Genomic DNA, 17,108 nt, shown 5'->3' on the forward strand with positions numbered 1-17,108 from the left:
CCCGCCGCACGCGAACCCGGGGCCCTCGCTGCAAGCGGATTTGCAGGGAGTTTGTTGCAGGAGTCGGGCGCTGGGCGCCGACGGCGGGCGGCTCGCACGCGCGTCGCGCGGAGGCGCGCGAGAGGCCCCGCTATCGTCGGACCATGACCGCGATCACCTCCAGCACCGCACCGAACGGCCTTCCGATCCACCGCGTCCAGCTCGACGGCACGCGTGCCGTGACCGCGCTCGTCGCCTTCGACGCCGGCGCGCGCACCGAGCGGTCGGAGGAGAACGGCATGGCGCACTTCCTCGAGCACCTCGTCTTCAAGGGCGGCGAGAAGTACGTCACCTACAGAGACGTCAACGAGACGGCCGAGAACCTCGGCGCGCAGCTCAACGCCTACACCTCGCACGACCTCGTCGCGTTCCACATCACCGCGCGCGCAGAGAAGGCGGCGGAGGCGATCGACCTCCTGACCGACTTCGTCGGCCGGCCGCGGCTCGACGCCGAGGAGCTCGACCGCGAGCGCGGCGTCGTGATCCAGGAGATCGCCCGCTCCAACGACCAGCCCTCGACCGTCGCCGAGCACCTGATCGACAGAGCGGCCTTCGGCGACCATCCGCTCGGCCGCCCGGTGCTCGGTCCGGAGGAGCATCTGCGCGACACCTTCACGCGCGAGGGCATCGTCGCGTTCCGCGAGCGCCAGTGGGCCGGCTCGCGCGGCGGCGCCTTCCTCGTCGGCAACCTCGAGCACCTGCCGCAGAACGGCGCGATCGACGAGCTGTTCGCTCGCTTCCCGACGCTCGACGCGCCCGGCCCCTACGAGCCGGCGCCGGCCTTCGACCCGCGCACGCTGGTCGAGGAGCGCGACTCCAACCAGTCGCACCTGCGGATGATCTACCGCCCCCAGGTCGACCCGACCGATCGCAGAGCGCGCGCGGCGCTGACGATCTACTCGACGCTGCTCGGCGGCTCGATGGGCTCACGCCTGTTCGACGAGATCCGCGAGCAGCGCGGTCTCGCCTACTCCGTCTACGCGCTCGCGCACGCCTTCGCCGACGTGCCGATCCTGCAGCTCTCCGCCGGCCTCGACTCGACGAGAACGATCGAGGCGTACACGCGCATGCGCGAGATCGTCGGCGAGCTGCGCGACCAGGGCCCGACCGTCGAGGAGGTCGAGCGCGCCCGCGCCTACGCCGCCGGCGCCCGCGTGCTGGCGTTCGAGAACACCAACGCCGTCGCCCGCCACGCGGCGAACCAGTCGATCGTCTACGGCGAGAGAATCGATCCCGACGCCGCGATCGCCGCGCTCGACGCCGTCACCTACGACGAGGTCGCCGAGATCGCCCGCGGCGTCGAGGACCGGCTCGCGATCGGCGTCGTCGGCCCGCACACGGTCGCCGACTTCGCCTGAGGCGGGGACCGCGCTACAATTCGGAGCGGCCAGCAGGAGCTGTTTGCAGCTCTCACCTTTGGAAGCCCGGTGCACGCACACCGGGCTTCCGTCTTTTCGGCCCTGTCTGCGCTCGGGGGCGTAGCTCGGCGCCTCACGCAAGGCGCCGAGCCGACTGCGGCTACCGCATGATTTCCGGCCAAGCTCGCAGCTTTGCCGTGCGCCGCCCACCTCTCAACACACGCTGTGTTGTATTCAGCAACTTTCGAGCGCAAAGGCCGTCTCAACAGCATGCGCCGCACGCTGCTGATCGCATTGCTCGCGCTGCTGCTCGCCGCACCGGTCGCGGAGGGGTTCGCGGGGCGCAACGGGAAGCTCGTCTACGGCTGGACGACGCTCGACGAGCCGGAGCTGGGACCGTTCAGATACAGCGACGGGATTCGCGTGATCAAGGCCGGCGGCGGTGCGGCGTACGTGCTGGCGAGATGCGTGAGAGTGCCCGAGCAGCTCCCCGCGGGCGACTGCGCGCCGAGCGAGTACAAGCAGCCGAGCTGGTCGCCGGACGGGACGCGGGTCGTCTTCGACGGCGGCGCGCAACTCGGATTGCTCGACGCCGACGGCGGCGCGCTGCGGCTGCTGCCGGCGAGCGGCAGCGATGCCGGCGAGCCGGTCTTCTCCCCCGCCGGCACGCGCCTGGCCTTCTCGACGATCGTCGGCGGCGTTCAGGAGCTGTGGACCTCCGATGTCTACGGCCGCGGCGCCAGACGGTTGCTGAGCGGCCCGGCGGGATCGCCGAGCTGGTCCTCGCGCGGCACGATCGCGTTCATCCGCCGCGGGCTGCTGTGGAGCATTCGCGCCGACGGCAGCGGGCTGCGCCAGCTGACGGGCAAGCAGGCCTCCCAGCCGGCTTTCTCGCCGCACGGGACGAAGATCGCCTTCGTCCGCAGAGGCACCGCGATGGTGATGAACGCCGGCGGCGGCGGGCTGCGAGCGCTCAGAGCGCTGCGCGACACGACGCAGGTGCGCTGGTCCCCCGACGGCCGCAAGCTGGTCGTCGAGCAGTTCGAGATCGGCATCTCGATCGCGAACGCGGACGGCCGCGGCAGCCTGCGCATGATCGTCCAGAACCAGGTCGGCGCGACCTACAACTACGCCACTCGGGGCGTCGACTGGCAACCGTTGCGCTGACCCGCGTTGCACGTGCGCCGCGCGACGCGCGACAATCGTCGGTGTGCCCCCGGAGGACCTCGGTCTGAACACCCCCGAGCTGCGCCGATACGTGCAGCGCGTCAGCGACCGCTGGCCGATCGAGCACGCGCTGATCGGCGGTGCCCGCGTCGACGACGCCAGAGGCGCGCTGCCGCAGCGCGAGCGCGGCCCGGAGTGGGTCGTCGTGCTGATCTCCAGCTTCTTCGACGGGATCCCGTGGCTGGAGCGTGTCTACCAGGCCGGCGCGCTGTGGGACGCCGCCGAGATGGGCGGCGCCGCCGACGTGCACGCCTACACGCCGCTGGAGTTCGAGCGCAAGCGGGAGACGCTGAGGCCGGTCCGCGACGCCGCCGCGCGCGGCCTCGACCTGTTCGCGGCCGGCCGCGCGCCGGGCCAGTAGGGCGCGGCGCTCGCCGGGCGCCGCGCGCCGGGCCAGTGACCCGGCGCGCGACCTCCGCGTCTCGCTAGCGCTTCGCCGCTGCCGCTCTGCCGCAGCCGACGACGCTGATGCGCTGCCGCACCCGGCGCGCTCTGCCGCTCTGCGCGCGCAGCGTGAGGTCCGCGTCGAGTCTTCTGCGCGTCGACCGCTGACAGAGGTCCGCGGTCGTGCCGACCGGGCCGCGTCTGCCGGCCACGAGGCTCAGCCGGAAGAGCGTGATCGGCACGTCGGGGATCGTGTCGAACTCCGTCCGCAGCGTCAGGTCGCGCGCGATCGTCACCTTGCCGACGAGGTCGATCGCGACCTGGCCGCGCAGCGCGACCATCATGTCCGGGATTCTCCGCTCCGGGTTTCTGACGAAGTAGACCGGTCCCCGCAGCGGATCGCGCAGCAGCGGCGTGACCGCCACCGCCGTGCCGACCTGCTTCGTGCACGAGCCGGCCTCGAACTGCGCCAGCGTGCACGCGTCCTGGATCACGTTCAGGCGCGCGTTGAGCGTTCTCGGCAGATTGACCGAGACGACGCGGTTGTTCGCGTTGCCGGCCGGCATCCGCAGCGTCGCGTTCAACGGCGTCGTGATGCCGCGCTTCGTGCGGCCTCTCTCACCGACCTGCAGCCCCAGCCGCGGCGTGTACGGCAGCGCCGCGCAGCCGCCGACCTGGAAGCGCGCGGCGGCGCTCGCGGCGGCGCCCACCGCCGAGCGCAGCGTCCCGGCGATCCGCTGCTCGCCGCACGAGGTCGGGTTGAGCATGAAGCCCGGCTTGTCGATCGTCACCTGCACCGTGCGGATCCGCAGCGGGATCCCCTGCAGGATCGTCGGCAGCGGGTCGGAGACGATCCGCAGCGCCGCCGTCCGGCGGTCGAGCTCGATCGCCGCGCGCACGACGACCGTGCCGAGGTCGAACGGCCCCGCGACGGCCGGCACGACGATCGAGAGGCCGAACGGACCGCCCTTGTACGGGCCGGTCACGTAGACGCGCCCAGGCAGCTGGAAGGGGCTCGCGCCCGGCCCTGCCGCGACCGCGGCGCTGCCGATCCGCGACCGCTCCGAGCAGCTGCCGGCGGCCGCGGCCGCCTCCTGGCAGAGATCGGCCGAGGCGATCACGCCGGTCAGGCCCGGCGGCAGCTCGACCGTCAGGTCGCCGAGGTCCTGCTGGGCGTCGTCACGGCCGAAGGTGAGCGAGAAGGCCGACGAGCCGCCGGCCGCCGCGCTCGCCATCCCGGCGCCGAACGACGGCGTGAAGCCGAGCGGCGCACAGGGGCCGATGCCCGTGTTCCGCGTGATGTCGAACGAGCTGTCGGAACCGACCGACTGCCCGCCCCACGACGCGATCGTCGCGCTCGTCGTGTGCGTCCCGCAGCGCTGCGGGTTGGTCAGCGGCGCCCGCGGCCCGCCTTGGAAGCGCAGCGTCAGCAGCGAGAACGGCAGCTGCGGATTGTCGGCGAAGACCGCTCTGAGGCGCCCGGTCAGCGGATCGGGCGTGATCTTGCCCTCCAGCTTCACGGTCACGCCCTCCCCGCTGGCGATCAGCAGCGTGCGCAGCATCTCGCCGCTCTGCGCCTCCATCGACTTCGGCGTGCCGAGGAAGATCGAGCCGGTCAACGGCCCCGCCAGCAGCGGCGTCTCGATCTCGACCGTGCCGATCTTCGAGGCGGCCGGGCAGGCCGGCTCATCGAGGCTTCTCAGCGCCGCCTGCGCGTCGCTGCAGCCGACCAGCCCGCCGGCTGAGGACGGCGAGACCGCGACGCCCTCCGGCAGCGTCACGCTGACGTCCTTGACGGTCGGCGTCGCGAGCGCGTCGGGATCGTCGGACTGCGGCACCTCCAGCGTCACCTCGTACGGCGCCGGCACGCCCGCGCGCAGCGACTGCGACCGCAGGTCGAGCGACGGCGCGAAGTCGAGCTGGTCGCAGCCGGTGATCCCCTCCGCTGGCGTGTAGGCGTCGGTCACGACGCGGTCGGGCTGCTGCCACGAGGTCGCCGAGATCGTCGTCGTCAGCGGCGGACCGCACTTCGTCGGGCTCGTCAGGAACGGTCTGCGCGGCTCCGCGCCCGGCGCGCCGTAGGTGCCGTCGAAATACTCGTCGGTGAAGGCGATCGGACCCTCGCCGTTGTGGTCGGCCGGCACGCCCCACAACGTCAGCTTCGAGCCGTAGATCTGCAGCAGCGAGGAGAGCTTGCTGATGTCCGCGACGAGGTTGTAGTCGCCGTCGCTGCGGACGCGCATGTCGATCGTGACGATGACCGAGGCGACCTGGAAGCCGAAGCGCGCGACGACGCCCTCCGGCGGCACGAGGTTCCAGACCGGGACGGTCGTCTCGCTCAGGGGCCCGGCGCCCTGGATCGCCATCGTCCACATCGTCTCGATGCCGACCATCGCGCCGCGGTCGCAGGCGCGCTGCATGAACGCGCCGTGCAGGCAGCGGGGCGTCGACTGCGGGTTGCCGACGAGCCCGGCCGGCAGCTCGACCGCGACGTCCTTCAGCGACTCGTCCGGCACTCTTCTGCCGTTCGCGTTGAGCGTCGATCTGAGCATGAACTCGACCGTCGCGTCCGGGTGCGCGCCGGCCTGCGTGACCTCGACGCCGGCGGCGTCGTGCAGCCGTGCGCTGAAGCTGCCCGGCTCGAAGCCGAGGTCGGCAGCGGCGGGGCTCGCGGCCGCGAGGGCCGCCGCGAGGACGACGAGCAATGCGACGAGCGGCTTCATCGCCGGCCTCCGTTCCGATGCGTGGCGGCCGGCGCCCGCAGCGTCAGCGTGACGCGGCGCGGGTCGGCGACCTCAGAGTGGGTGACGACGATCGTCAGCCGCAGCGAGCCGCTTCTCGCCAGCTGCCTGCGGGCCGCGGCGGAGAGCCGCAGCGTCAGCCGCGCGGAGCCGCCGCGAGCGAGTCTTCTCGACGCCGACGCGACGGTGACCGCGCGACCTCTGACGCGACCGCTGACACGCGCTCGCACGGCGCCCGCGTCGGTCGCGCGGACGGCCAGCGTCAGGCGTCCGGACGCGGCCCAGCGAGTCCGCTGGCGGGCGCTCGGCGCGGTCACGGTCAGTCTCGGCGTCACCGGCGCCGCCACTCTCTCGTCCTCGTCGCCGGGACCCGTGAAGGTCGCGGACGCCGGCGTCGGCGGGACGGGCGCCGGCGGCGGCGGCCCCTGGCAGTCCTCGCCGCAGATCGGCGGCGCGACCGTCGGCGCGAAGCCGCCGTCGACGCGCACCGAGTAGACGTCGGCGGCGCCGTTGTCGGTGTCCTGCACGGCGAGGGTCTCCGAGGTGAGGATGAAGACGTCGCGTCCGTCGTCGGATGCGGCGCCGAAGACCGACGGCAGCTCGTCGCTGCCGCTCGACAGCAGCGTCAGCTCGCCGTCGCGGTACTGGTAGACGTCGGCCGTCTCGTTCACGTCGTCGGCGACCAGCCTGTCGGCGCTGGCGAAGTAGATGCTGCCGTCGGAGGCGACGTTGCCGCGCCGGGGGACGTTGTTGGCGTGCACGAAGACGTCGGCGCCCGCGTTGCTGAGGTCGGAACGCCCGAGCGGGGTCGACCCGTCCGGGCGGCACGAGATGCAGACCGTGCCGCTGCCGGGATCGTCGGCGTCGACGGAGTAGACCTGTCCGACGCCGCCGGCGTCGGCGTCGAGCTGGTCGTCGGTCGCGAACGCGATGCGCGAGCCGTCAGGGCTGACCGCCGAGGCCGTGATCGCGTCCGGCCAGGAGAGCGTGCTGACGAACGTGACGGCGTCGTCGTGCAGGTGGTAGAGGCCGGAGGTGCCCGTCGGGGCGTCCGCCGTCAGCTGCGAGCTGGTGGAGAACCAGACGTGATCGGCATCGCGGTCGGCGCCGACCAGCGTCATCTGGCCGCCGACGTCACTGCCGTCGAGCGCCGCCACGATGAAGTGCAGCTGCCCGCTGCCGCGGTCGTAGCGGTAGAGGCCGCCGCCGGCCGGCGCGTCATCGGTCAGTCTCGACGCGCAGGTGAACCAGGCGGTGGCGCCGTCCTCGGCGGCGGCGAGGAACGTCGCCTGGGTCGCGCAGCCGTCGCCGAGCGTCGCCGTCGCCTGCGAGCTGGAGACCTGCGTCGTCACCGCCGCGGCCGGGTCGAGCGCGTCGCTGCGCACGTACAGCTGCGGCACGTCGGGGTCCGCCTTGGTCGAGAACCAGACGGTCGAGCCGTCAGCGGAGAGGGCCGACGGGAAGCGCCCGCCGACGGTCGACCCGCTGTCGGTCTCGAGCGCGAGCAAATTGCGGCCGAGCACGGCGCCGCCGGGCAGCGGACCACCGCCGGGCGCGACGCTGAGCAGCGTGACCTGGTCGCCGTGACGGGCGTACAGCTGCTCGCCGGAGCCGGCGGGCAGATCGGCCGAGACCTGCTTGGCGGTCCGGTAGACGACCGTCCCGAGGTCCGCCGTCGCGCCGCCGAAGACGACCGCGACGCCGCTTCTGTCCGGCAGCGTCGCGGTCGGCGACAGCCAGTGGAAGGAGCCGTCGGGCTCGACGCGGTAGACGTCGGGGAGGCCGGTGTTGACGAACTCACCGAGGAAGGCGTCGTCGGGGTCGACCGGATAGCGCGTCTCGATCAGCGCCTGTGAGAAGTCGTTCGACATCGCGACGACGTACGGCTGGTCCATCAGGATCGGGTTGCGGCCGAGCACCGGCGGATTCAGCGCGCGCGTCACCCAGCCGTCGGCACCGCGCTGCGCGCTGTAGTTGCCGGCCAGGTTGCCGGGAGCGCCGGCGAAGGCGCCCGTCGACCAGAAGGCGATGCCATCGCCCTCAGGGCGCGCCGCGACGATCTGTCTGATCGCCGCGCCGTTCTTGTCGACCGGCGAGACGACCTCGTAGGCGCGGCAGTCGGGCAGGTGCGTGACGCCCTGCTGCTCGCGGACCGCTGCGTTGGGGCAGGCATCCGCGGCGGCTGGTGACGCCGAGGCGGCCGCGGCCGCGCATGCGAGCACGACCGCGGACGCGAGCCGCGTGCGGCTCCCGGGGGAACGACGAACCACTGACGACCCTCTCTCTCCAGGGGTTTTGCGGCAGCGGTCAGTCGCTCGACGGGGCCTCCGTTCGAGCGACTGTCGTTTCGATGCGCGCCCCCGCTGCCTGCGACCAGATGGCGCACAGGCACTTTAGACACGCGTGTTTATTTCTGCAAGCGGACGCTGTCAGCGCAGCCTGAACGTCACGATCTTCGTCGTGCTCCGATTGCCGGCGGCGTCGCGCACGACCAGCTGCGCGCGGTAGCTGCCGCGCCCGAGCCTGCTCTTGCCGGCTCTGCGCGGGACGGTCACCTTCGCCGACCCCGATCCGACCGCGCGTCTGACGGTGCGGACGGTCTTCCAGATCGTGCAGGCCTTCGCGCCGCGCCGTCTGCCGGCGCGGCAGCGGCCTCTGGCGCGGTGCCCGGCGACGCCGCGCTGGACGACGATCGTCAGCGTGCCGGCCTCCGAGGTCGTCGCGCTCACCACGACGCCGGCTCTCGTGACTCTGGAGCCGGCTCTGCCGAGCGTCGGGCGGGTCGTGTCTCTCGCCGGCGGCACGGGCGCCGGGCCGGGAACCGGCGCGGGTCCGGGTCCGGGTCCGGGCGGCGGGTCGCCGCCGCCGACGACGGGCGCTGGGATCACGACCGCGCTCAGCGGCGTGAACAGCTCGACCGCCGCCGGCAGTTCGTACGACTTGTTGACGTCGGCGAGCACGCGCATCCGCAGCCGCTTGCCGAGGTCGCCGGGACGCACGACGTAGCCGGGCAGGGTCTCGTTCAGCACCGGATTGCAGCCGTTGCCGTCGGCCTCGCACAGCTCCCAGCGCCGTTCCCACGTCGTCTTCTCGCTCTTCCACGTGCCGACGCCGCCGACGAGCGTCGAGCCGACGACCGCTTGACCGGCCAGCGTCGGCGGCGTCACCGAGGTCGCGGGGTCGGGGATGATCGGGAAGGTGTATCCGCTGACGGGCAGGAAACCCGCGCCGTCTGCATTGGAGCCGCTCACCTGCACGCGCAGTCGCAGGGCGGCGTCGGCGGTGACGAGCTTGTAGGTCGGCGCATCAGCTCCCGGGATCGGCAGACAGGAGTTGCCGTCCGCGTCGCAGCGCAGCCATTGGAAGTACGTTCTCGTCGCTGCCGGGTTGAAGTTCCAGCTGTGCGCCTGCAGCGTGTCGCCGACTCTCGGAAGCGACGGATCCGACGACAGCACTCTGATCGAGGCGGCGTAGCTCCCGTTCTCGGCCCCCGGCAGCGAGTTGGGGTTGGCCGTTACCGGGCCGACGAAGTCGCTGTACGCGGTCGGCGTCAACGGACCGGGCGCTGGGAAGTCGTTCTCCGCCGTCACCTTCAGCCGCAGGTACTTGCCCTGATCCGATCTGGCCGATTCGCCGTCTCTGCGCATCGTGTACCCGACCCCGTCCTCGCCCGGGATGTCTCTGCAGGCGTTGTCGGATCTGGCCGTGCAGCGCTGCCACTGGCGCGTCAGCGTGATCGTCGGCGTGCCCTCCCAAGTGCCGGCGCTGCCGATCAGCGTCTTGCCGACGACCGGTCCGCCGAACGCCGTCGCAGTCGGTCTCCCGCTGTTCGACGGCGGCTCGAACGTCAGCCAGAAGCCGCCGTTGGACTGCGTGCCGACGAGCAGCGTCCCGGGCGTCGTGAGGAAGCTCGAGACGGCCCACATGATCTTCGCGTCGCCGAGCCCTGTCTGGGTCACGCTGCGCCATCTGACGGCGCCCGGCAGGATCGGTCTGTTGCCGGTCGTGCCGGTCCAGAGGCCGTCGCCGGTCGCGGCGTAGAGGCGCGTCGTCTCGCCAGTCGAGAACTGCTGGATCCCGCGCACGGTGAGGTTGCCGAGGCCGTTGTTGATCGGCGCCCACGTGAGGCCGAGGTCGAGCGAGCGGAAGATGCCGTCGCCGCCGGTCGCGGCGTAGGTGATGTTGGGGTTCGTGCCATCCCCGATCACGCGCAGCACGGTCGCGCTGCCGGGGATCCCGTCGCTGGCCAGCGACCAGCTCGCGCCGTAGTCGAACGAGCGGTAGACGCCGCTGCCGGTCGCGGCGAAGACGAGCGGACCGATCCCCGTCAGGCTCCAGACGGTCTCCCCCGCCGGCATCCCGTTCCCCGGCGCCGGCGGCGTCCAGGTCGCGCCGCCGTCGGTGCTGCGGAAGACGCCGCGGAAGGCGGTGCCGGCGAGCAGCGGGCCGCCTATCGTGTCGAGCACGGCCTGGACGGAGGCGTTGAGCTTTCTGGGGTTTCTGGGATCGTCCTCCGGCCCCTGGGCGACGGGCGTCCAGGCGCCGCCGCCGACGGAGCGGTACAGCCCGGCGCCGGTACCGGCGTATGCGGCGCCGCCGCTGGAGAAGACGACGCGCACGTCTCTGGCGGCGGGCGCGTCGAGGCCGTCGCTGAACGGCTCCCACTCCAGCCCGCCGGTTATCGAGCGGAAGACGCCATCGCCCTCGGTGCCGGCGTAGAGCGTCGTCGGTGGCGTGCCGGTCGCGTAGGTGCGGACCCAGTCGGCGCCGAAAGCGGCGCCGAGGCCGGGCAGCGGCGTCCAGGTGCTGAGCCCCGCCTGCGCGGCCGGCGCCGCTCCGAGCAGCGCCGCGGCCGTCGCCGCGGCGAGCACCGCCGTCCGTCTCCTGCGTCTCCAGCTCTCGCCCATCGCCGTCTCCTCTGAACTCGTGCCGCGGCGGTGCGCCGGGGCGACCCAGCCGGGCACGGTGCCAGACAGAAGACGGTGCGTCAGTAGCGCGCAGGTCTCACGCGGGTATCGAACCTGCCAGCCAGCGCGCGGCGACCTCGATCCGCGCCAGCCGCCAGCCGTCGCCGGTGCGAACCGCCTCGAAGCGGTAGCGCTCGCCGAGCGCGCGACCGAAGGTCGGCAGCTCGACGGCCCGCGGGCCGGCCGCGACCAGCTCTCCGTCGGCGAAGACGACGAGCAGGTTGGCGGTGATCTCGGCGCGGTCGCCGTCGCGCTCGATCAGCGGGTTGGTGATCAGGTGCTGCGTCGGGACGGTGTGGTTGCGGCGCGCCTGCGCGACGACGGCGTCGATCCCCTCGGCGATGCCGCCGGGCGTGTCGAGCGCGATCTGCTCGGTGAGCAGCTCGCGCGCCTGCCGCGCGTCGCGCCCGTCGTCGAGCCAGCGGCCGAGGCGGTTGACGAGCGCCTCCAGCTCGAAGCGGTCGGTGAGCGCGCGCAGCTCGCGCTGGAGGGTGATGGCCTCGGCAGGCGAGATGGGCGAGGCAGTGGTGGTCATGGCGGTCAAACTCCCGAATCGATAGTTGGTGTTCCCAACGTTGGTGCAACCAACATATCATGAAGCGTTGGGACCGCCAACGAATCCGCTACGGTTCCTCCGTGGACGCGCCCGAACAGCCGCCCCAGCGCCTGCGACAGCTGCCGAGCTGGCTGCTCAACCGCGCCGCGAACGCCGCCAACGGCCACGTCGGCGCCGCCTTCGCGCAGGAGGGCGTGCGCAAGCACCACTTCACCGTGCTGCTCGCGCTCACCGAGTCGGGGCCGGCGAGCCAGGCGGACCTCGGCCGCCGGCTGGGGATCGACCGCAGCGACATGGCCGCCGTCGTCGCCGACCTCGAAGGCGACGGGCTGATCGCGCGTGAGCGCGACCCCGGCGACCGCCGCCGCAACGTCGTCACCGCGACGGAGGCCGGCGCGGCGGCGCTGGCACGGCTCGACGAGCGCGTCAGCGCCGCGCAGGAGCAGCTGCTGGCGCCGCTCAGCGCTCCGGAGCGAACGGAGCTGACGCGTCTGCTGCGGCGTCTGCTCGATCCTCCTCCCACTCCCTGAGCGGCTCCATCTCGCGCGTGTAGCCGAGCCGCTCGATCGTCGCGTAGGCGTCTTCGACCTCGTCGATCAGCTTCGCGGCGTCGTAACCCGACCGCCCGTCGAAGCGCCATGCCTCGAGCCCGCCGTCGGTGATCCTCAGGTGCAGGTAGCGGCGCGTGATCTGGTGCTTGTAGGCGCGCAGCTCCTCGCCGCCGTCAGGGTGCGGGAAGAAGGCCATGAACATCCAGCCGTCGAGCCATGCATCCGGCAGCGCGCGCTCGAGCGGCGCCCAGTCGGGCGGCTCGATTCTGATCATCGGTTCCATCGCCGCAGCGTCGCAGCGGCCCCTGCGACGGCGAAAGGGCCAGACTGCGACGGAACTGCGGCGAAAGGCGCGCGGGCGTGCCGTCAGGCGTTGATCGCGACCATGCGCTCGATCGGGATGCGAGCGCGCTCGGCGACCGCCTCCGACACCTTCACCTCGGTGCGGTTCTCACGCAGCGACGCGCGCAGCTTCGGCAGCGTGATCATCTTCATGTAGCGGCAGCTCGCGCGCTCGTTGGCGGCGATGAACTCGAGGTCGGGCGCCGCCTCGCGCAGCGGGTGCAGCATGCCGGTCTCGGTCGCGACGATCACCGGCGTGTCCGAGTCGCGGTGCTGCTGGGCGTACGTCAGCATCCCGCCGGTCGAGAGCATGTGAACGCCGCTGGCGTCGACGTCACCGGCGGCGACGTACTCCATCACGCTCGTCGAGCAGCCGCACTCGGGGTGGATCAGGAAGTCGGCGCCGGGGTGGGCGGCGCGGACCGCGGTGATGTCGTCGGGGCGGATGCCGGCGTGGACGTGGCACTCGCCGTCCCAGACGTGCATCGGACGGCCGATCCGCTTCTCGACGTAGGCGCCGAGGAACATGTCCGGGCCGAACAGGATCTCGGTCTCCGGACCGTGCTCGCGGAGGATGTGCTCGACCACTCTGACCGCGTTGGACGAGGTCACGCAGTAGTCGGTCTCGGCCTTCACGTCAGCCGTCGTGTTGACGTACATCACGACGATCGCGCCGGGGTGCTTGGCCTTCCAGCCGCGCAGCTGGTCGGCGGTGATCGAGTCGGCGAGCGAGCAGCCGGCGTCGACGTCGGGGATCAGGACGGTCTTCTCGGGCGACAGGATCGACGCCGTCTCGGCCATGAAGTGGACGCCGCAGAAGACGATCGTCTCGGCGTCGGTTCTGGCCGCCCACTGCGACAGACCGAGCGAGTCGCCGACGTAGTCGGCGACGTCCTGCACCTCTGGCAGCTGGTAGTTGTGGGCGAGAATCTTGGCGCCGCGCTCTTCTGCGAGCGCGCGCACCTCCGCCTGCAGGGCGGGGATGTTCTCGAGCATCAGCGGGGCCTGCGACATGGGGGGACCGCTATGCGCACTTGGGAGGACGGGGAGGCTCATGGTGACTCCAAGAGGAGGGAGAGATCGAGCGCCGGGGCCGAGTGCGTCAACGCCCCAACTGAGATGAAGTCTACGCCGGTCGCTCCGATCGCTCTCAGAGCGTCGAGCGTGACGCCTCCGCTGGCCTCCAAAGAGGCCTTCCCGGCGGTGATCTCGACCGCTCTGCGCATCGTCGCGAGATCCATGTTGTCGAGCATCACGCGGCGGGCGCCGGCCGCCAGCGCCTCCTCCAGCTCCGCGAGGTCGGTCACCTCGACCTCGATCGGCAGGTCGGGCCGCGCGGCGCGTGCCCGCCGCACCGCCTCCCCCACCCCGCCGGCCGCCGCGGCGTGGTTCTCCTTGATCAGGATCTCGTCCCACAGGCCGATGCGGTGGTTGACGCCGCCGCCGGCGTGCACCGCCGCCTTCTCGACCATCCGCAGCCCCGGCGTCGTCTTGCGCGTGTCGAGCACGCGCGCGCCGGTCCCCTCCAGCGCGCTGACGCAGCGCGCCGTCAGCGTGGCGACGCCGGAGAGGCGGCCGAGGAAGTTGAGCGCCGTGCGCTCGGCCGTCAGCAGCGCGCGGGCGTTGCCCTCGACCTCCAGCACGGGACCGTCCTCGCGCCAGACCCCTTCCTGCGCGAGCCGTTCGATCCGCGCGCCGGGGTCGACGGCGCGGAAGGCGCGCTCGGCGAGGTCGAGGCCGTAGAGCACGCCCGGCGCCTTCTGGCGGATCCGCGCGGTCGCGCGCGCCGCGGGGTCGACCGTCACGGCGGCGGTCGCGTCGCCGTCGCCGACGTCCTCGGCGAGCGCCCGCGCGACCAGCTCGTCGAGCAGCGCGGGGTCGAGCGCGGGCGCCTGGCGCACGCGGTCCTTGCGGTCAGCTGGGAGAGTCGGTGCGGAGGACATTGATCGTCTCGAAGGCCGGGTCGCTGGCGCCGTGCAGCCGGGCGCCCGACGCCACCAGCTCGCGCAGGTAGGCGACGACCGCGGCGGTGACACGTTCGCCGGGGAGCAGTGCGGGGATGCCGGGAGGGTAGCCGGCGATCGCCTCGCACGAGATCCGCCCGACCGCCGCGTCGACCGCGACGACCTCCGCTTCGCCGAGGAAGGCGTCGCGCGGGGCGACCGCCAGCTCGTGCTGGAGCGCCGCCGGCGGCGGCAGGATCGCCTCGCGTGCGCCCGGCCGCGCGATCCGCGCGATCGTCTCGGCGAAGTCGTGCGCGAACCGCTCCAGCGCGTCGACCGGCTGCGCGACACCGAGCACGAGCACGAGCGTCGCCTGCGTCGCCAGCTCGGGATGGATGTCGTACGCGGCCTTCAGCGCGGCGGCGACCTCGTAGCCGCTGCAGCCGGTCTCGCGCACGTCGATCACGATCCGCAGCGGATCCCAGTCCGCCGCGCCCGGCTGCCCGACGAGCCGCTCGCCGACGACGCGGCAGCCGGGGACCGCGTCGATCGCCGCGCGCGTGCGCGCGGCCGCCGCGAGCGTGTCGCTCAGCAGCGCCTCGCCGTGGACGGCGAGCTGGCGGCGGGCGCCGTCGAGCGAGGCCAGCAGCAGCGACGACGGGCTGGTCGAGCGCACCAGCCGGATCGCGCGGGCGATGCGGTCGGGATCGATCCGCCCCTCGTTCGCGACGTGCAGCATCGCCGACTGCGTCAGCGATCCGACGATCTTGTGCGTCGATGTCAGCACGGCGTCGGCGCCGAGCGCCAGCGCCGACGCCGGGACGCCGGCGTGGAAGCCGAAGTGCGGGCCCCACGCCTGGTCGACGACGAGCGCGGCGCCGGCCGCGTGCGCGGTCTCCGCGAGCGCCGCGATGTCGGCGGCGATGCCGTAGTAGGTCGGCGAGACGACGAAGGCGGCCGCGGCGCCGGGCGTGCGCGCGAGCGCCTGCGCCAGCGCCTGCGGCGTGACGCCGTGCGCCAACCCCAGCTCGTGGTCGTACTCCGGCGCGACGAAGGTCGGCAGGCCGCCGGAGAGGACGAGCCCGTCGACCATCGAGGCGTGCGCGTTGCGTTGCAGCACGACCGGCGTGCCGAGCGGCGCCAGCGCCAGGCAGAGCGCGTGGTTGCCCTGCGTCGCGCCGTTGGTGAGGAACCAGGTGCGGCCGGCGCCGTGCGCGGCGGCGGCGAGCTGCTCGGCCAGCTCGTACGGCGTCGGCGAGGGACCGAGGTCGATGCCGGCGGTGTCCTGCGGCACGTCGAGCTGGAGCGCGCTCTCGCCGATCGCGTGCAGCAGGCCGGGATCTGCGCCGGGGCCGCCCTTGTGGCCGGGCACGTGGAAGCGGGTCACCCCGCGGAAGCCGTAGGCGACGAGCGCGTCGAGGTAAGGCGCCGTCGGCTGCCGCCCGTCGGGGGCTTGGCCGTCGGCTGCCACGCGGCTCCTAGGAGGCTGCCTGCTTCAGCAGGTAGGCGCGCACGAAGCCGTCGAGGTCGCCGTCGAGCACGCGGCCGGTGTCGCCGACCTCGTGGTCGGTGCGGTGGTCCTTCACCATCGAGTACGGGTGCAGCACGTAGGAGCGGATCTGCGAGCCGAAGTTGACGTCCTGCGCCTCGCCCTTCTCGCGCGCGATCTCCTCCTGGCGTCTCTGCTCCTCCAGCTCGACGAGCTTGGAGCGCAGCATCGCCATCGCGGTCGCGCGGTTGGAGGACTGCGAGCGCTCGTTCTGGCACTGCACGACGATCCCGCTCGGTCTGTGCGTGATCCGCACCGCCGAGTCGGTCTTGTTGACGTGCTGGCCGCCGGCGCCGGAGGCGCGGTAGGTGTCGACCTGGAGGTCGTCGTCGTCGATCTCGACCTCGGCCGCGTCCTCGACGATCGGCGCGACCTCGAGGCCGGCGAAGCTCGTCTGACGGCGGTTGGCGGAGTCGAACGGGCTCAGCCGCACGAGCCGGTGGACACCCTTCTCGGCGCCGTAGAGGCCATAGGCGTTCTCGCCTCTGACGAGGAAGGTCGCCGACTTGATGCCGGCCTCCTCCCCCGGGCTCACCTCCAGCAGCTCGACGTCGAAGCCGCGCTTCTCGGCCCAGCGCATCTCCATCCGCAGCACCATCTCGGCCCAGTCCTGCGCGTCGGTGCCGCCGGCGCCCGCGTTGACGGTCACGAGCGCGTCGCCGGCGTCGTATCTGCCGGAGAAGAGGCGTTCTTCCTCCAGCGCCTCCAGCCGCCGCTCGGCGGAGACGATCTGCTCGGCCAGCTCGCCGGCGAGGTCGGGGTCCTCCTGCGCCATCTCGGCGAGCGGCTCAAGGTCGTCGACGTCGCTCGTGAGCGTGCGGTAGCCGTCGAGCTTGCGACTCGCACGGGCGTGCTGCGCGCTGGTTCTCGCGGCGTTCGCCTGGTCGTCCCAGAAGCCCGGCTCGCCCATCACCTGCTCCAGCTCGGCGACCTCGGCCTCCAGCGCGCTGGGGTCGACGTAGTCGGCGAGCAGCGTCAGCTGCTGGCGGATCGCCTTGAGGCGCTGGGAGACGGAGTCTGCGGGGATCGGCGGAGTGGCGGACATCGCCTCTCAGGCTAGCCGAGTGAGCGCTCAGTCGTCGTCGGGCGAGCGGTGGTCGGCGTCGCGGCCGGAGTCGTGGTCTTGGCCGGAGTTGTCGTCGTGACGGGAGTCGTCGTCGTGATCGCCCTCGCGCGGATGACCGTCATCGCTGCCACGCATGCTGTGGTCTGGATGACGCTCCTCCTGTGAGCGGCCGTGGTCGCGGCCGCTCGACGGCGCGGAGTCCGGCTTCGACGCGGGCGCGGGGTCGGGCGTCGGCTTGGGACGCTGCTTCCGCGCGGGCGTTCGATCCGCCACGGGGGTCGGAGCGTGCGCGGGGGTCGGCGCCGCGGCGGGCGCGGGGTCCGGCGCCGCGGCAGGCGCGGGCGCCGCTGCGGGTTTCGGCGCCGCTGCGGGTGTCGGCGCCGCC

Annotated in this window: 14 protein-coding genes; 4 read left to right on the plus strand and 10 right to left on the minus strand. The window is 72.7% G+C overall.

Going from position 1 to position 17,108, the window contains the following annotated elements; all coding sequences use genetic code 11:
- Nucleotides 1-143 precede the first annotated feature (143 nt).
- The 3 genes from R7226_RS12920 to R7226_RS12930 all read left to right on the plus strand — a co-directional run bounded on the left by R7226_RS12920 (nt 144) and on the right by R7226_RS12930 (nt 2,985).
- Complete coding sequence (locus R7226_RS12920; protein ID WP_318597579.1) at nt 144-1,397, plus strand: M16 family metallopeptidase; 1,254 nt, start codon at nt 144-146, stop codon at nt 1,395-1,397.
- Nucleotides 1,398-1,667: 270 nt separating this feature from the next.
- Nucleotides 1,668-2,564 carry a TolB family protein gene (locus tag R7226_RS12925; RefSeq protein ID WP_318597580.1) on the plus strand — a complete coding sequence of 299 codons (897 nt, stop codon included), beginning with the start codon at nt 1,668-1,670 and terminating at the stop codon, nt 2,562-2,564.
- A gap of 43 nt (nt 2,565-2,607) precedes the next feature.
- Entirely contained in the window at nt 2,608-2,985 is a 378-nt protein-coding gene (locus R7226_RS12930) for a hypothetical protein (RefSeq protein WP_318597581.1), read from the plus strand.
- Between the two features lie 64 nt (nt 2,986-3,049).
- Here the strand turns inward: R7226_RS12930 and R7226_RS12935 are convergent, their stop codons facing one another.
- From R7226_RS12935 to R7226_RS12950, 4 genes are all read right to left on the minus strand, one after another.
- Nucleotides 3,050-5,731: a hypothetical protein gene (locus R7226_RS12935; RefSeq protein WP_318597582.1), complete on the minus strand. Its 2,682-nt coding sequence runs from the start codon at nt 5,729-5,731 to the stop codon at nt 3,050-3,052.
- Nucleotides 5,728-7,971 carry a TolB-like translocation protein gene (locus R7226_RS12940; protein WP_318597584.1) on the minus strand — a complete coding sequence of 748 codons (2,244 nt, stop codon included), beginning with the start codon at nt 7,969-7,971 and terminating at the stop codon, nt 5,728-5,730. The genes R7226_RS12935 and R7226_RS12940 overlap by 4 nt, the downstream gene beginning before the upstream one ends.
- Nucleotides 7,972-8,178: 207 nt before the next feature.
- Nucleotides 8,179-10,656 (minus strand): beta propeller repeat protein, encoded by a 2,478-nt coding sequence (locus tag R7226_RS12945; RefSeq protein ID WP_318597585.1) that lies wholly within the window; start codon nt 10,654-10,656, stop codon nt 8,179-8,181.
- Nucleotides 10,657-10,753: 97 nt separating this feature from the next.
- Nucleotides 10,754-11,251 carry a nuclear transport factor 2 family protein gene (locus tag R7226_RS12950; protein WP_318597586.1) on the minus strand — a complete coding sequence of 166 codons (498 nt, stop codon included), beginning with the start codon at nt 11,249-11,251 and terminating at the stop codon, nt 10,754-10,756.
- 101 nt (nt 11,252-11,352) lie between these two features.
- Between R7226_RS12950 and R7226_RS12955 the strand changes: the two genes are divergently transcribed.
- On the plus strand, nt 11,353-11,802 hold the full coding sequence (locus R7226_RS12955; RefSeq protein ID WP_318597587.1) for a MarR family winged helix-turn-helix transcriptional regulator: 450 nt from the start codon (nt 11,353-11,355) through the stop codon (nt 11,800-11,802).
- Here the strand turns inward: R7226_RS12955 and R7226_RS12960 are convergent.
- The 6 genes from R7226_RS12960 to R7226_RS12985 form a co-directional block, all read right to left on the minus strand.
- Nucleotides 11,732-12,106 carry a hypothetical protein gene (locus R7226_RS12960; protein ID WP_318597588.1) on the minus strand — a complete coding sequence of 125 codons (375 nt, stop codon included), beginning with the start codon at nt 12,104-12,106 and terminating at the stop codon, nt 11,732-11,734. The genes R7226_RS12955 and R7226_RS12960 overlap by 71 nt on opposite strands.
- Nucleotides 12,107-12,189: 83 nt before the next feature.
- A complete protein-coding gene (gene nadA, locus R7226_RS12965; protein ID WP_318597589.1) occupies nt 12,190-13,179 on the minus strand; it encodes a quinolinate synthase NadA in 990 nt (329 codons plus the stop codon).
- A gap of 38 nt (nt 13,180-13,217) precedes the next feature.
- Nucleotides 13,218-14,108: a carboxylating nicotinate-nucleotide diphosphorylase gene (gene nadC, locus R7226_RS12970; RefSeq protein WP_318597590.1), complete on the minus strand. Its 891-nt coding sequence runs from the start codon at nt 14,106-14,108 to the stop codon at nt 13,218-13,220.
- Complete coding sequence (locus R7226_RS12975) at nt 14,080-15,579, minus strand: aminotransferase class I/II-fold pyridoxal phosphate-dependent enzyme (protein WP_318597591.1); 1,500 nt, start codon at nt 15,577-15,579, stop codon at nt 14,080-14,082. The genes nadC and R7226_RS12975 overlap by 29 nt, the downstream gene beginning before the upstream one ends.
- 7 nt (nt 15,580-15,586) lie before the next feature.
- Nucleotides 15,587-16,702, minus strand: a complete 1,116-nt coding sequence (gene prfB / locus R7226_RS12980) for a peptide chain release factor 2 (RefSeq protein WP_404827829.1) — start codon at nt 16,700-16,702, stop codon at nt 15,587-15,589.
- A 27-nt stretch (nt 16,703-16,729) separates the two neighbouring features.
- Nucleotides 16,730-16,996 carry a hypothetical protein gene (locus R7226_RS12985; RefSeq protein WP_318597592.1) on the minus strand — a complete coding sequence of 89 codons (267 nt, stop codon included), beginning with the start codon at nt 16,994-16,996 and terminating at the stop codon, nt 16,730-16,732.
- Between the last annotated feature and the right edge of the window lie 112 nt (nt 16,997-17,108).

Source organism: Conexibacter stalactiti (assembly GCF_033542075.1).
GTDB lineage: Bacteria > Actinomycetota > Thermoleophilia > Solirubrobacterales > Solirubrobacteraceae > Conexibacter > Conexibacter stalactiti.